Origin of the sequence: Algicola sagamiensis DSM 14643 (assembly GCF_000374485.1) — a bacterium.
In the GTDB taxonomy this organism is placed as follows: Bacteria; Pseudomonadota; Gammaproteobacteria; order Enterobacterales; family Alteromonadaceae; genus Algicola; species Algicola sagamiensis.
The window spans coordinates 255,833-271,445 of sequence record NZ_KB894492.1 but is presented as its reverse complement, the minus strand read 5'-3'; the positions used below and the strand labels follow the sequence as shown (position 1 = coordinate 271,445).

Genomic DNA, 15,613 nt, shown 5'->3' with positions numbered 1-15,613 from the left:
TTTAATCAACCAAATTGCTTAATTTTTATCAGTAAAAAAGTTGAATCGATCAGTAAAATTCATACTTAGATTGAATTTACAAAATTGATAGATGGTGTATCAGTTCCCTTTCAACATCGTTCTCCATTCGCCGAACAACCCAACCGGATGGCTGCGCTTCTCATCCTTCAAGAGTCAGCCATCCATCTCATATGAAGGCTCTTGCATCAAGCTTTCCCAAATCGCTTTCGATTCGAATGCATACAACCATAAAATCAAATAGATCACTGAGTAAAAATAAACACTTGTGAGTAAAGCAATAAAGTTTGGATGGACATCATAAAGCTCCACCCCAGAATCATAAAGCATATACAAAAGGGAGATTAGATAATTGATGATATCGACAAAAAAATAGTATCGCCAAAAAATGGCCTTCCCTGCACTGATACCACCAATAAAAAAAGTAATCACACACAATTGAGTAACTTGGAAAACATGATCAACTTGTAACCAAAAGCTTTCAGTATTGACCAGAAATAATGGGTCAAGAAAAAACATGGCGACAAATGCAATATAGAGTGGGCAAGTTGGAATGATCCACCAAAGACGCTGTTTTCGAAAAGCAGTCACTTGGAATATCATATCGACTTATTTGTGAGAGATTTGTGACAAGAAATCAGCAAGATGATTTAATCCATATCCAATCTTATCCTCTCTCGTATTTGCAAAACCAATCACAAGGCCCTTCATCGCTGGCTCGTTTAAATAATAATACTCCAGCGGTGCTGCACCATACCCTTTTTTCTGTAGATAAGCCGCTGCATCATAGCCAGAGACATCATGCAACCATGTGATCACAAGGTGCATGCCGGCATCTTTTGCCAACAGCTGGCATGAATCCGGAAGTAACTCGTCAACTTGCTGTCTCACACTGTCATGTAGCTTCTGGTAGTGTTGCCGCATTCGTCTCAAATGCCTCGCAAAATGACCTTCTTCAATAAAGTCTGCCATCGTAGCTTGAGTCAAGAGCGGGGTTTCACCAGACGTTGAAGCCTTAATAAATCGGCAAACATCAATGAGTTCATCGGGCACAACAAGGTAGCCCAAGCGCAAAGCAGGAAATGTCACCTTACTGAATGAACCAACATATAGCACTTGTTGCCCTTGGTTCAAGCCTTGCAACGACGCAAAAGGACGGTGTCGGTATTGAAACTCGCTGTCATAATCATCTTCGATGACCCAAACATCATTTTCTTTTGCCCAAGTTAATAGTTCAACGCGACTGTCCAGAGGCATGATCCCACCTAAAGGATACTGATGGGCTGGCGTCGTATATAAGACTTTCGCATCAGGGTGTGTTTTTAGAGCAGTTAAACACAGCCCGGTTTCCTCATTCGCTGGAACACCAACGATATTTGCATGCGTCAAATGGAATGCATTGCGGAGTCGACGATAACCAGGATCTTCTATTAATGCTTTTTCACCCGGTTTTAGCACAGCACGTGCAGCAATAAATAACGCTTCTTGGGCACCACAGGTGATGATGATATTTTTTGCATGACATGAAACCTGCCTGCTATGCACTAAATATTCGGCCAAAATCTCACGAAAAGGCAGATAGCCAGCTTCTTCATCCATACCCATTAATGCAGGCCTTCCCTGATGGCGATTTTGTATTCGCTGCCAGATTTTAACTGGAAATGCAGCGAGCTTCGGTACTCCAAGTTGAAAAGCGATATTCCGCCGACTCTTCCCAGGCGTACCCTCCTCTAAATCCTCTTCAATTTCTTCAATGACAAAATCCGGTGTTGCCAGTTGCTCTGGCAATTCTGAACAAATGTAATACCCTGATCCTTGTTGCGCTCGGATATATCCTTCTGCTTTGAGTTGCTCAATCGCTGACATGACAGTATTTCGCCCAAGCCCAAGTTCTTTCGCCAACTCTCTTGATCCAGGAAGGCGGCTACCTTTTGGTGCAGTGCCAGCTAAAATCCCTTGGCGAAGCGCCTCATAGAGTTGTTGGTATTTCGTGCCACGCCCTGAAAGTTGTAGTTGTGATAGCTCACAAAGAATCATTGGATTGGTTCCTATGTATTTCCAATTTTGCTCAAAGTATAAATCCAAATTTATGATTTATCCGGTGAATTGGCAAGCCCCCAAATACTCCATAATATAGAATTCGTACCTTTTTTGGTTTCGCTTAGTATTAGCCAGTCTTTCGTATGAAATATCAACTCGGGCTAGACATTTATGGATAACTTAATCTCAACCCGTACACTCGACGAATATATCAAGATATGCGAAATTGAGTCATTCACTGAATTTGCTTCGTAGCAAATCTCCCACCCCCCTTACTGCACAAGGGCAGGCAGCATATTCCCAAGCAAAGATATCTCCCTCTAAATTTGACAGTCATACACCGTAATCACCAGCTCCTGGTGAAATCATTTATCGTGATGAGCGACGAAAATGTAACTGGCGAAAGTGCGAAAAAATAAAGTCACTCATGATGCAACTCACTGGTGGCCCAAATGATGATCCTGAAGATGATCCATGGGATATCTGGCGTGGAATTATTACCCTTCATCATACTGGGGCAAACCAGAAGCATTATCAATGATCCCCCTTTGTGGTAAGCTCCCGGGACTGAGTGTTGAAAAAGGCAACCGCCATGATCGTTCGTACAGATGAAGAGTTTGTTGGGCTGAAAAAAATCGGTCACGTTGTTGCGCAAACCATCGAAACCATGCGCCAACAAATTACCCCAGGGATCACAACCGGAGAACTGGATGAGATTGGCGCAAAAGTACTTGCGCAACATGGCGCGCAATCCGCCCCAAAGGTCATGTATAATTTTCCTGGGTTTACCTGCATCAGCATTAATGAAGAAGCGGCTCATGGTGTCCCGGGTGATCGGGTGATCAGAGAAGGGGATATTGTCAATATTGATGTTTCCGCAGAACTTGCTGGTTACTTTGCTGACTCAGGCAGAACTTTCCTTGTTCCCCCATTTACTGAAACGCAACAACGACTGGTGACATGTGCAAAGCAAACCCAAGAAAATGCTATGTTGGTCGCAAAAGCAGGAAGAAAACTCAATGTTATCGGTAAATCGATTGAGCAGAGTGCAGAAAAGTTTGGTTTTGAAATTATCGAAGATCTCGGTAGTCATGGGATTGGTAAAAAGCTGCACGAATCCCCAGACTTTATTGCTCCCTATTTTGATGCCGATGACAAACGCGTGTTACAAGATGGGCTTGTGATCACCATTGAGCCATTCTTATCCCTCAGGTCACGCTCGACAACAACGGCAAACGATCAATGGACATTACTCACAGAGCAAGGTAACTTATCTGCTCAATTTGAGCATACGCTCATTATTCGTAAAGGAAAGCCTTATATTCTTACAAGTTACGAATAAGGCAGAAAAAAGGAAAAGCCATGGAATATAATTTCTCTCCGATTCATTCACCAACGGATGCTTACATTCAAGCACTATCTTTTTATCTCAATTGAGACGCTAAAAAGTATGGTGAGTTGGAAAACTATCCGCCTCACCACACCACTTCTTTTCTATGCAAAAAGAATTAAACCACTGCATGATCGAGTCTATCCAGTGCTAATAAAAAGGCACTGGCCGTCTGATCATCAAAGCATGCCAGAATAATCTCATCTAAATCCCAATGTTGCGCTACATATGCAGAAATTTCCGTGACCGCAACTTTAGCTGCTTCTTCAACCGGATACCCATATGCACCACAGCTGATAGCTGGGAAAGCAATGCTACGGATACCTTCTTCCACCGCAAGACTTAAGCAAAAGTGATAACAAGAAGCCAATAATTTTGCTTCATCATTGTCACCCCCTTTCCAAACTGGCCCGACTGTATGGATCACATGCCTCGCAGGTAAGTTAAATCCATCCGTCATTTTCGCCTGACCGACCTTACAGCCACCTAATTGCTTGCAGGCCTCTCGTAGCTCTGGCCCTGCAGCTTTATGGATCGCCCCATCAACACCACCGCCACCGAGCAATGTTTCGTTTGCTGCATTCACAATAGCATCTACATTGAGCGTCGTTATATCGCAGACTTGTACTTTTACTCTATCCATCTTCCACACCTATCTCTTTGATTTTCATACGCCACCGCCCAAGAATAGTCAAAAAAATTGACTTTTTCTTTCATTCTAAAGTTTAAATTCGATCAATTATTCCACTCTTTGCCCGATTGTTCGCCACTGTGAATTCAGGTTCTCTGTTCTTCGGATAAGACAATAAAAAAAGAAGGACAATTTATGAAGCTAAAAAATATACTCGCGACTACCCTCCTTTGCAGTGTCACTGCAAATGCGACCCCACCAACGATAATCCTCTACCAACATGGCGATTTTTCCGGTCAATCCATTCTAATACAAGGAACAACTGAGGCTTTGCCAGTACTTGATGATCAGGTCAGCGCGATTCAGGTACTTTCCGGTCACTGGAAAGCTTGGAGTGGACCCCAAGGAACAGGGGAATATATGTACTTACAACCAGGTTTATACGATATCAAAGACTTAAAGTGGAATGATGCCATTTCTTCTATTGAACAGGTTTACGCAACACGAACTCCACCAGCGGTTGAAGTCTTTACCCATGACAATCAATCCGGCGAAAGCTATGCCATCAGACATCCAAACAACCCAGATTTATCGCGCCTTGTTCGTCAGCCCAATATCCGCAAGCTTGATTTTCATGAGAAAACCTCTTCAATACGTGTTCTTTCTGGCCAGTGGCAACTGTGTTCGGATCGTTTTTACGAAGGGAAATGCACAACCATACACACGCATCATGAACCGATAGAAAAGAACCTGTCTGATCTCCCTATTGAGCATCTTGGTTCAATTCGTAGGCTTTCGGAAGCGCCATCACAACACCCAATTCTTGATGAGATCGCTGCTGTGATAGAAGGAGATCGCGGGATCCAGGTATCCGGACACGATGAGCGTTTTAAGGGTAAATCCTGGCAGTTTTCTACATTCAATCAACTTCAAGAAAACTGGCTGATGGCGACTCCAAAACCAGAAACAACATTTGGGGAACATCCTGATAAATTCGATAAGTCACGGATGGTGACGGAATTGTATGAACAAATCCGCAGCGCACAGCAATTCGTTGATATCACCACGCTCACTCCTGCGACGGGTGCATATTTAACAGCGATTGAAAATGCAATTGCAGATCTTGCTGCCGATCCGGAAACTTCCCCAGATTTAACCATCCGTATCCTCTTCGGCAACTACTATACAGCAGGGGTCGATGCCGCAGAATTTCTGGAAAAAATTAGTCAGGAACGACACATTCCATTTCAAGTTCACGTTGGCGCCATTGAGTCATCATTAACCTCATGGAATCACGCCAAGATCATCGCGGTTGATGGAAAGAGAGCGATTATTGGTGGCGATAATCTCTGGGAAAATCACTATATGCGGGACGAACCCGTTTTTGATCTTTCCATGAAAGTCGAAGGAGAAGCCGTAAAACATGCCCACGCGTTTGCTTTATATTTGTGGGAATATGTAGAAAAGCCGAGCCACTGGCGCTGGTTTTCGCCCCGGATCACGTTTGACGCACAATGTGCAACACTTTCCCTTGGTAGAGTTGTCTCAGGCCGTTTGGATGACTGCCCCACACTTTATGGTGAAAAAGGGGCGTATCCACGTTTAACATCCATCCCTACCTTTGTTCCGACACAACCAACCATACCTGTTTTATCCGTCGGCCGCTTTGGCGATATTGTTTCCGGCGGAGATCAAAGCGATCATGCAATCCTCTCGCTGATTGCCTCAGCAGAAGAAACGATTCATTTTTCTCTTCAGTCCATTCAAGGCCCTTTACCTGTGCCCAGCACCTTATTTAATTTCTTTTGGGACAAAGATTTGCTGAGAGAAATCAACAACGCCCTTGCACGTGGGGTCCATATTTACATGACGCTTTCCAATAAGAGCGCAAGAATCGGTGGCGGTGACACACCTGGCACATACTATGGTGACAAACTCTGGGTTGTTTATGAAAAACTCAACGGATTAGATAATCGAACAGATAAAATTCGCGATCACCTACACCTCACGCACTTGCGATACAATGACAACGATAAATATCCCTCAGGACGCAGTATTCCAAACCATGCGAAAACTATCATGGTCGATAAAAAAGCCTTTTACATCGGCTCGCAAAACCTCTATCCAGCAGATTTAACAGAATTGGGATTGATAGTGGAAGATAAAGACGCAGCAGAGAGTTTTTACAAGCAATACTGGGAACCACTTTGGCTGTATTCGCAAAGGACGTTGTATCGTCCGTAATCTCAGTCGTGGTACGTTTTCGACGTACCACGACGATAACTTTATATTCGTTTGCTTTTCCCCACCTCAGGCACCCAAAACATAATTTCTGGTCTGGTTTTTAGTTCTAGTTTCAATTGGTCTGGTGCCGTGGTTTGTCCATCATTTCCAAGATCAAATGTACCAAAGTGGATCGCCATTGCTTGCTTTGCCCCCAAATGTTCATACGCTTCTATCGCATCTTTGGGAGACATATGGTTGTCATGCATAAACCACTCTGGCATGAAAGCACCAATGGGTAATAATGCGAGGTCGGGTGAACCAAGCTTATCCTGAATTTGTGCGAAATGAGTACCGAGTCCTGTATCTCCTGCAAAGAAAACACTTTTGGTACCTTGGATCCAATACCCACCCCATAAAGTTTTGAAGCGATCAAATAACGTCCTTGTTGTCCAATGTTTTGCGGGCGTCATTGTGATGGAGACCCCATCTATAATCGGATGTTCCTGCCACCAATCAAGCTCTTTCACATGAGTCAATCCCTCTTCTTTCAACCAGCTTTCCTCTCCTAACCCAACAAGAAACAAAGGTTGAAATTGCTTCTCCAACATTTGTAGAGACTCAAGGTCCATATGGTCATAGTGATTATGAGAAATCAGTACTACATCAATATCGGGTAAGTCATCAAATGCAATCCCTGGGGCATGAAATCTTGCAGGACCTGCGAAATCAACTGGGCTTACACGCTCAGTAAAGACTGGATCGGTGAGTATATTCTGTCCATCCATCTGAATCAGCGTCGTGGCATGATTGATATAGGTGACTTTCAAGCCTTGTTGAATACGAGCATTCGGGTTTGTATCCGCTTGGATCTCACGCCACTCCCAGTCATCAATTTTTCCACCACTCAGTTTCCATTTGATCACACTCCAAAAGTTTTTTTCTTCATAAGGTTGCGGGTTGAAGAATTGATTGCCATCAAAATGATCACTGAGTGGATAATTGAGGGGGTGATAAGAGGCGCAGGCAACAACAACCAAAGCAGCAGATAAGGCTGCCAAAATCAGCTTTTTCAAAAGCGAACTCCTGTCAAAGATTATCATATGGACTCTATATGGTTTTTATAATGACTAGGTTAGCCAACTTCGTCTGGCGGAATTGGTTGATAATCAAGTGGAGCCTGAAGAAGTGTATCAATAATATCATCATAATCTTGATTTGAAATCGCAAAGTTCAGATGATCAAGATGGAGAAGAATCGCCTCCCAGCTTACAGGTGACTCAACAGAGATCTTCACCCTCGGATGTTGGGTATCTTTCACCTCATTGCCTGAAGAAATCTCTTCGTATAGCTTTTCACCGACTCTCAGTCCAATGTACTGGATCTCTAAATCACCTGCAGGATGGCTGATATCTTTAATGGTATAGCCCATCATATGCGCCATATTCCGACCCAGCTCCTCGATCTTCACAGGCTCCCCCATATCAAGAAGAAGGATATCGCCATTCTCTCCGATCGCCCCTGCTTGGAGGATCAGCTCTGTTGCTTCGGAAATCGGAATAAAGTAGCGAATGATCTCAGGATGGGTCACGGTTAACGGTCCACCCGTCTCAATCTGTTCTTCAAACCTTGGTATCACTGAGCCAGAAGAGCCCAATACATTCCCAAAGCGGACAATCGTGAAACGTGTACTTGATTGAATACCGGACATCGCCCGGATCATCAATTCAGCAAAACGCTTCGTCGCGCCCATCACATTGACAGGTCTCACCGCTTTATCTGCTGAAATAAATACAAATGTCTCTACATCCAGCTCCATCGCAGCTTGTGCGACTTCTGCAGTCCCAAAAATATTATTCCGTACGCCAGAAATCACATTTTCTTCCACTATCGACACATGCTTATATGCTGCGGCATGATAAATCGTTTGAATATTGTGCTCCGCGATAATACGCCGCATTAAAAGCCCATCTTGGACAGAACCAAGGACTAAAACCAGCTCAGTTGGGATATGCTCCAGTTGGATTTTTTTCTTCAGCTCATACTGAATCTGATCCAGTGATAGCTCATTAATTTCGAGTAATACGAGTCGCTTCGGCCTGAGCTGAAAAATCTGATAACACAATGCCAGTCCAATCGTACCACCAGCCCCCGTGATCAACACCGACTTATTTGTCGTATTGGCAGACATCAACTCAAGTTTAGGTGGAATTGGCTCACGGCCCAATAGGTCTTCAATGGGAACATGTTGTAGATCATCAATCTCCTTATGCCCATTCAAAGAGTCTGAAATATCAGGGATTGTGAGCATTTCCAGCGCATAAGGCTCGAGTTTCTGAAGAATTTGTTTCCGCCGCTTTTTAGAAGTGCCACTGACTGCAATGAGCACTTTTTTCACATTATAAGTCGACATCAACATGGGGATCGCTTGTCTGGGGCGAACGGGGACCCCAGTAATACTCCGCCCTTGTAAGACACCCTTTTCATCAATAAACGCGACAGGGTAATAATGGTTCCCTTCACTGAGTGCTGCTGCGAGTTGTCTTCCCGCAGTATCTGCCCCATAAATGATGACTGGTTCTCTCTGACTAAACCATTGGTTTAAGAGCACAAGTCTGACAACAAAACGACTACCGCCAATGGTGATCAATGCAAATGACCAGAAAACAATAGGTACAGTTCTCGGTACTTCAGCTCGAAATTGCGTACCAGTTAAATACATCATGGCGGCAGAAAATGCGAGGCCACCCAGTATAATCCCAATCGCTTTCACACTCATATATCGAACAATCGTTTGATATAAACCCGCGATAAGAAAGAAGAATAACGTTGTACAAAGGACAATAACAAAAAGAAATATTTCTTCGCTATGGATATTTTCTAAAGAAAAACCGAAGTGGAGCCAGTAAGCACAAAAAAACGATCCTGTCAGTGCCAGTGCATCATAACCAACTGCTATCCAGAGTTTACTTCGAGCCGACAGCGCTTCCAAGTCCAGCATGTCCCTTTCTCCTTCACGCTACCCAAAGCCAGATATCAAGCATGCTTACCTAAAGATGCACACTTTAACAACCCCCTCGATAGCTGGGGAAAAGACATTGTTGCATCGACTTACTTGTCATCACACCGATGGCACCATCGTGGTGTGTCGAGATTTCATCATACGCAGCATGGTTTAATATTTCGGTTTTCATATGGAGTGGAAAGGTATGCTTCGCTTGCTTTACATCAGGAATATCTTCAAGAATCGCTTCATCATCATCACCAAGGATGAGCCATTCAAACTCGCGTAACTTCGCCCAGTTATGAATTTCCTTCAACATTAAACTTAAAGGGGATAACGCTTGGAAGTTTGGATGAAATCCCCCCAATACATAATGCAAAAAGTCCCCTTTTCCAACAAAAAGCCCACCAGCTATCGGGCGCTGCGCTTTCTTAACAATACAAATATATGTCCCAAAATCATGTGCTGTCAGCAGTCCTTCCCAAAGCTCCAGCTCATTACAATATCTTGCTGAGCTGCGATCTGCCTTCGCCCATAAGTACTGAAGATCATCTAGTGCCGCATGGGATTGCGTGATTTCTATATGTATGTCTTGAATGTGTTTTGAACAAAACGACTCTTTACGTTTCTTCGTCTTAGATGCTTCGGTACTCGGCTTTAAATGAATCGCATTTAAGACAAATTTTTCACTTACAGGCGTACCATTCACTTCATTTTGCGGGATAAGAATAGGATGAAATGCACTGGTTAAGCTAACATACTCGCGGTTTTTTAAGTCTTTGACCAGCTGTTGCCAGCATCGACCAAAATGGTATGACGGGTGAAATAGGGGGCCTGCAAAATAAGATGCAGAGACAAGTTCCTTCCCACCAGAATCTGGTGCATTTCGTTCAAGCAGTGGGATTGCTATTGGAGTTAGCGGACCATCTTCACTAAAAATCAGAACCGGGACACCTTCTCCCCTAACTTTATGAATTGCGTGATAATCCCAACTGTGAAAAACGTCAGAACCTTCAAATCGAGAAAGAATCGTGCGCCATTTTTTTGGTTCATAGCACAGTTCAAACATGCCCATGTCTCCCGGCATTTACGTTGATTAACGATAGAAGTGAGCCAGGGATGAAATGTCGTACAAAAAGACGCTTTTGAATGATGCTCATTTCAAAAAAATACGAAAAAAAAGCACTAGCCATTCCTTTTACTGAGATCATACGAGTTTTCAATCACCTTTAATAATAAAGCGTAGATGATAAAGCGTATAAGATCCCTTTATAGAACGTATTTCAAAAGATTTTTTTGTGATGAAATCATGATTTATTGTTCTATGCACCAAATGCATGATAATCGTCAACTGCTACACCCACCACTGCAACCAGGCCCACTATCGTCCGGCAATGAACTTGAATTTTCATTCCCTGAAACGCCATCAGAACTGTGTTTTTTATCTAAATCACAAGAACAACACGGGCTTCCATCCATCTTCAGTTGATAGAGCTTACTTTGAATTACATCATAACGATAACCATCTTGGATCCCACAGCGTTCATCAATCGAGAAAATATGAGGCATGCGGTGCGGCTTTTCTGAATCAATGCTTTCTCTATCACATGACAATTCCCAAGCTTTTTTTAGGAATACTTCTTGTTGCTTCGGAGAGCTACTTGTTGAGGAAGGTGCATGATGTAAAAATCTCCCAAAAGCTTTCTGGCTGAACTCATGGTACTCACGGGTAGACAAAATAAACTCATGCCATAAAACATCGATACCTTTCGAAGGCATGGCAATCTTTGAACGACCTGAAAGCAGGCATAGTTGCATAAAATTCCGCAACCCTTGATGGATCCAATGAATTTGGACATGCGTTAGAGAGGGATACCGCTCTAGAAGCTTCTCATTAAATTGTGCAGAAAACTCATATGTCTCAATGAAGTTTTGCCTTCTCTTTCTTCGTTGAGACTTCACGACAAGTAACCCAATCACACTACAGAGAACAAAAAAACATAAAACTACCAGTTGAGGAAAATCAAACAACATACTTTGCTCCTTCAAGGGATATGTTGAACTCTCATCATCACAGTCTCAGCATTATTAACGAGAACCAACTTGATCCCAGTATTCTTTCCTTAAAGAGACAGACCCTTTCATCTTAGCAATTGGTCATGCTCTTCCATCATTCTTAGACTAAAGTCATCAGATAATATCATAAAAAGTCCTCAACAAACTTTGTAATGAAACTAGAGCCAATATCAAAGCGATGGATAGCCTTATTACTGGTGCTCACGAGCATCTGGCTGACACCTGCGCATGCGAAAAACACGCTGACGCTTGTGACTCTCGATAAATTTGAGCCTTATAGCTGGCAAGAAGGTGGAGTCAAACAAGGGATTGATATTGATATCGTTCGAGAGTTATGCGAGCGCATTCATAAGAAATGTGTGATTCAATATCTCCCTTGGAAGCGAGTCGTAAGTGAAGTAAAACACGGAAAAAGTGATGGTGCTTTTTCATTTTTTATCACTGAAGAACGGAAACATTTTGTCGATTACACACAGTTCCCTTTGCACGCGAGTACCTATAAAGTATTTGTGAAAAAAGGATCTGAATTTTCTTTTCGTTCTGTCCAAGACCTCTTTGGAAAAGTTATCGCAAAAAATGCTGGCTTTAAAACAGATGCAGCTTTTGATCTAGCCGTCAAAGAAGGCAAAATCATCATTGATGAATCTGCCGTCCTAGAGACGAATATCAATAAGTTACTCAAAAATCGCGTCGATGGCGTTTTGGCAAACTACCATGAAACACGCCGAGCGCTGGTGAAGATGAATCAACTGGATCATGTGGTCGATTTGCCAAAACCGATTAATGAGCCCAGAAATGCTTACTTAGTCTTATCGCAAAAAGCCGTGATACCCAGTCGCGAGAAGCTGATTTCTGAGATTAACCTTCATCTCAAAAAAATGCATGAGGATGGCACGATTGACGCCATCCACCAAAAGTATTTATCAAAGAAGCGCTCACAATAAATTTGAAAGTGTCTTTTGAATAAATGGTGACTTCTGTGCACCATAGTGCTGATGCTCAGTCTCCCCATTATCCAAAATGGTTTGTTTTTGTGCTTCGTAAAACTGTCTTGCAGCTGGGTTATTCAGCATGTGATCGCGAAACGCAATTTGCTTTTGGTGCTCTTCACACCCTTCTTCGATGAGATGCACATGCAAGAGAAATGTTTCGCCCTTAAACTCAATTGCACCATCTCGACGTGGTCTACGGTCAGGAAATGGTTTCCCATTCGTTTGTGATTGAAAACCAAACTGATCCACATGTGCCAGCGCCTGTTCAAATTCCCCAGGCTGATACAAGAGCGATAAATCTATCACACCCTTTCCACTCACTTTGGCAGCAGTACTGCCAATATGGATCACAGACATATTGGCCGTTGATAACTGCTGAGAAACAACGCCTGCTACTTCTAAATATTTTGGCTGCCAAGGCGTGAAGGATACGGGCCGATCAACATAGGGCAGAATCTTCATCTGATATTCTTTTCCTGTTAAAATCTCCGCGATCATCTCTCCATCCTCATCAAGGCCTACTTCTTGAAAACCAAAGCTGGCATAAAAAGCAATGGCAACTGTATTTTCCAGCTCATAACAAATCGTGATCCGTGACACATGAGGCAGTTGCTGAATCTCATCAAGTACAAGTTGCATTGCCTGCCGACCTATCCCTTGATTTTGGAATTTCTGATCAATCATAAAGCGAAATAGATCGTATTCATGGGGTTTGCCCGCCTCGATCATCTGCTCAAACATTAAAAATCCGACTGGTTCTTCTCCTTGATAAATTGCCAGCGGTTGATAGGTTGGGTGGTAGTGAGCTTCCGCCAATGAATAGACATTGCTTGCGACAAAATCTTCTTGATCAGGTAAAACCTCTAAATCGGCGATCTGGTTAAAGTTTTCTCTTGTGATGGATCTCAGCGTAACAGCTTACATATGGAACTCCTTTTCCACTATTGATTTGGGCTTATGACTGATATTTCAAGACACTACATTCTGATCTGACATACTGACTTCTTCGAAGCAGTCGCCCACTGCATAATACGGCTTTTATCTTTTCGCCTTGCATCAGCAATTAAGCGTGTCATATCGAGGCGATTTGCTCGGCATTCACGGCTATTTCGAATCGCTTCCAAGGCCCAATATCGGTCAGTGGTCGATTCAGCAAGTTTTAAATTGAAGCTCAGTTGTTCAAAAGAAACTGACTCCTGTTGGATCACCAAGGGCAGCGTGTGATGTGTGTCAAACCAGACACCCATAGGTGCCTTTGCTAGCTTCACAGAAACGGCTTGCTGTTTTTGGGTTAATTCGATCTTGGAATGGTATCGTTTCCGACCATCGCTCAATGACATCCAAAAAGATAATGGTCTCGCTGTTTTTTGAGATTGCTCAAATGTTGCTGTAAAAACACCTTGTCTATAATTGGTTTTCACCGTCAGGCGAATATCTTGCGGTGTGTAGATCCAATCGATAAAAAATTGCGTCAGTTTCCGACCAACCGCTTGTTCAAACGCATTTTGCAGACCCGCGGTTGTCGCATTCCCTTCCCAGAACATCTGGCTATAATTTTTTATCCCTTGCCAAAACGCAGTTTCGCCAACTTCATCCCTTAACATATGAAAGAAATAAGCCCCTTTGGTATACGCCAAACTTCGGTACTGTTCTTTAAACGTAACAAAGTCAATTGGTTTCTTCGGATCAACAGGGGGTAATGCTCTTTGATCTTCCTGCATCTGGATCATCGCACGTTTGAATAGGATCATTTCTCGATCATATTCATCACGACCATATTGCTGTTCTTTGAAAGCAGCAACCATAAACTGAACAAGGCCTTCGTTCAGCCAAAAATTTGAGAAATCAGTTGCTGAAATACTATTGCCCCACCACTCATGAGCGAGTTCATGAACAATCAGCCAGCTTTCACGAGGGTCTTTTAATGCCGCATTCGCATAACGACGTCCAATCAAGCTAAATCCACTGGCTTCCTGCTTGGAATTTGCATCGGTAAGCACAAATGTATATCGTTTTTCAGATAATGGCTTCCCAGAGATCTTTTTAAAAAATCGATACATCGCATCTACATCGGCGAATATTTTCTCAATATCATAGCGATTTTCACGAATATAAAAATAATGGAAAGCAACCCCATCGATACGACGAATGGATTCTTGAAAATAACCGGCAGCAAAACCGAATGTAAACGTTGGACGCGGTCGTTTCTCGCGCCAGTGATGCACTTCCTGATTCCCATCAACTGTTGTTGAGATATGCTTACCATTCCCCACAACTTCTAGCCCCTTTGGCAGGGTCAGCTTTAAATCAAAAGCAGCTTTATCTCCGATATCAGGATGGATCACCATCCAGTCCTCCGTGTGATAGCGGGTATACATATGTCTTGAATCATACTTCAAACCATACTTTGGTTTGGTTTTATAGTGAACGCGAATCGAAGAAAACTGCTCTTGAGCGATCATACCTGGCTCAAAATCGATATAAAGTAGCTCTCCTAAATGTTCGTAATGACGAACATGCTTCCCAACAACAGATATTTCTTGGTGGCCACGGGCCTTGAGTGTAAGCCTCTTGAGTGGTTGCTTTGCCTGAAAACGGATCAAAACGTCACCTTTCACGCGCTTTTTATAAATATCGGGATGAATTTTGGCGTGATAAGACAAAAAGTCGATTTCCGAAGCCAATACAACCGAAGATGAAAGTAAAAAAATGCTGGAAGAAACTAAGAAAAGTGAAAGTTTCAAACAAAACAATAGACGCTGGGAATTCAAAACAACCTCAAAGCACACCACAAACAGCCATCATATGAAGAAGTAACAATCAGATCAATGGGGGTTCCACGGATTTCAGGCAAAAAAAAACCCACTAGGAGGACCTAGTGGGTCGTGAATATGACCATTTCAATCACGTGAAATAATAAAGGTCTGAAAGATAGAACATCTTACCTCTGTACCCTACGCCGCATATCCTACCTCATGATTTTTCATTATGAAAGTGTTTTTTGTAATTTTTTTTCAAAAAAGTTCATTTTAAGCAATTTCGCTTAGTAAATAGGCTTTATTTTGTCGCAAAGATACATTTTGAAAATAAAAGAACATGAAAGACGAAAGTCGGTTTGAAATGTGTAAAACTTCTAAACAGTCTTACATGCAAAAAAAAGCCCTTCACAAGGAAGGGCTTTGGATTACGGAATTAAAGATAACTAACCAAACTATAAAGTCAGACTCTGTCGATTTTGA

General features: G+C 42.7%; 12 protein-coding genes. 3 read left to right on the top strand and 9 right to left on the bottom strand.

What is annotated here, in order from left to right:
* Positions 1–174: 174 nt before the first annotated feature.
* Entirely contained in the window at positions 175–609 is a 435-nt protein-coding gene (locus tag C505_RS0104805; RefSeq protein WP_157368807.1) for a hypothetical protein, read from the bottom strand.
* Between the two features lie 18 nt (positions 610–627).
* Positions 628–2,055 (bottom strand): MocR-like pyridoxine biosynthesis transcription factor PdxR, encoded by a 1,428-nt coding sequence (pdxR, locus tag C505_RS21455; protein WP_018691458.1) that lies wholly within the window; start codon positions 2,053–2,055, stop codon positions 628–630.
* A 595-nt stretch (positions 2,056–2,650) separates the two neighbouring features.
* On the opposite strand from pdxR, the gene map reads away from it, so the two are divergent.
* Positions 2,651–3,400 carry a type I methionyl aminopeptidase gene (gene map, locus C505_RS0104790; RefSeq protein WP_018691456.1) on the top strand — a complete coding sequence of 250 codons (750 nt, stop codon included), beginning with the start codon at positions 2,651–2,653 and terminating at the stop codon, positions 3,398–3,400.
* Between the two features lie 166 nt (positions 3,401–3,566).
* Here the strand turns inward: map and C505_RS0104785 are convergent, their stop codons facing one another.
* Complete coding sequence (locus tag C505_RS0104785) at positions 3,567–4,091, bottom strand: O-acetyl-ADP-ribose deacetylase (RefSeq protein ID WP_018691455.1); 525 nt, start codon at positions 4,089–4,091, stop codon at positions 3,567–3,569.
* Positions 4,092–4,274: 183 nt separating this feature from the next.
* On the opposite strand from C505_RS0104785, the gene C505_RS0104780 reads away from it, so the two are divergent.
* Positions 4,275–6,323 (top strand): beta/gamma crystallin-related protein, encoded by a 2,049-nt coding sequence (locus C505_RS0104780; RefSeq protein WP_018691454.1) that lies wholly within the window; start codon positions 4,275–4,277, stop codon positions 6,321–6,323.
* Positions 6,324–6,364: 41 nt separating this feature from the next.
* Here the strand turns inward: C505_RS0104780 and C505_RS0104775 are convergent, their stop codons facing one another.
* From C505_RS0104775 to C505_RS21445, 4 genes are all read right to left on the bottom strand, one after another.
* Positions 6,365–7,378, bottom strand: a complete 1,014-nt coding sequence (locus tag C505_RS0104775) for an MBL fold metallo-hydrolase (protein ID WP_169337002.1) — start codon at positions 7,376–7,378, stop codon at positions 6,365–6,367.
* Positions 7,379–7,437: 59 nt separating this feature from the next.
* Positions 7,438–9,303 (bottom strand): polysaccharide biosynthesis protein, encoded by a 1,866-nt coding sequence (locus C505_RS21450; RefSeq protein ID WP_018691452.1) that lies wholly within the window; start codon positions 9,301–9,303, stop codon positions 7,438–7,440.
* A gap of 64 nt (positions 9,304–9,367) precedes the next feature.
* Positions 9,368–10,375 carry a GNAT family N-acetyltransferase gene (locus C505_RS0104765; RefSeq protein WP_018691451.1) on the bottom strand — a complete coding sequence of 336 codons (1,008 nt, stop codon included), beginning with the start codon at positions 10,373–10,375 and terminating at the stop codon, positions 9,368–9,370.
* A 278-nt stretch (positions 10,376–10,653) separates the two neighbouring features.
* Positions 10,654–11,340 carry a glycine-rich domain-containing protein gene (locus C505_RS21445; RefSeq protein ID WP_018691449.1) on the bottom strand — a complete coding sequence of 229 codons (687 nt, stop codon included), beginning with the start codon at positions 11,338–11,340 and terminating at the stop codon, positions 10,654–10,656.
* Between the two features lie 239 nt (positions 11,341–11,579).
* Here C505_RS21445 and C505_RS0104755 point away from each other — a divergent pair, with 239 nt between their 5' ends.
* A complete protein-coding gene (locus tag C505_RS0104755; protein WP_211215053.1) occupies positions 11,580–12,326 on the top strand; it encodes a substrate-binding periplasmic protein in 747 nt (248 codons plus the stop codon).
* On the opposite strand, the gene C505_RS24715 is transcribed toward C505_RS0104755, so the two are convergent.
* Positions 12,318–13,250, bottom strand: a complete 933-nt coding sequence (locus tag C505_RS24715; RefSeq protein WP_407636611.1) for a GNAT family N-acetyltransferase — start codon at positions 13,248–13,250, stop codon at positions 12,318–12,320. The two genes, C505_RS0104755 and C505_RS24715, sit on opposite strands and share 9 nt — an antisense overlap.
* A 101-nt stretch (positions 13,251–13,351) precedes the next feature.
* Positions 13,352–15,037 (bottom strand): M1 family aminopeptidase, encoded by a 1,686-nt coding sequence (locus C505_RS0104740; RefSeq protein ID WP_211215052.1) that lies wholly within the window; start codon positions 15,035–15,037, stop codon positions 13,352–13,354.
* Positions 15,038–15,613 lie beyond the last annotated feature (576 nt).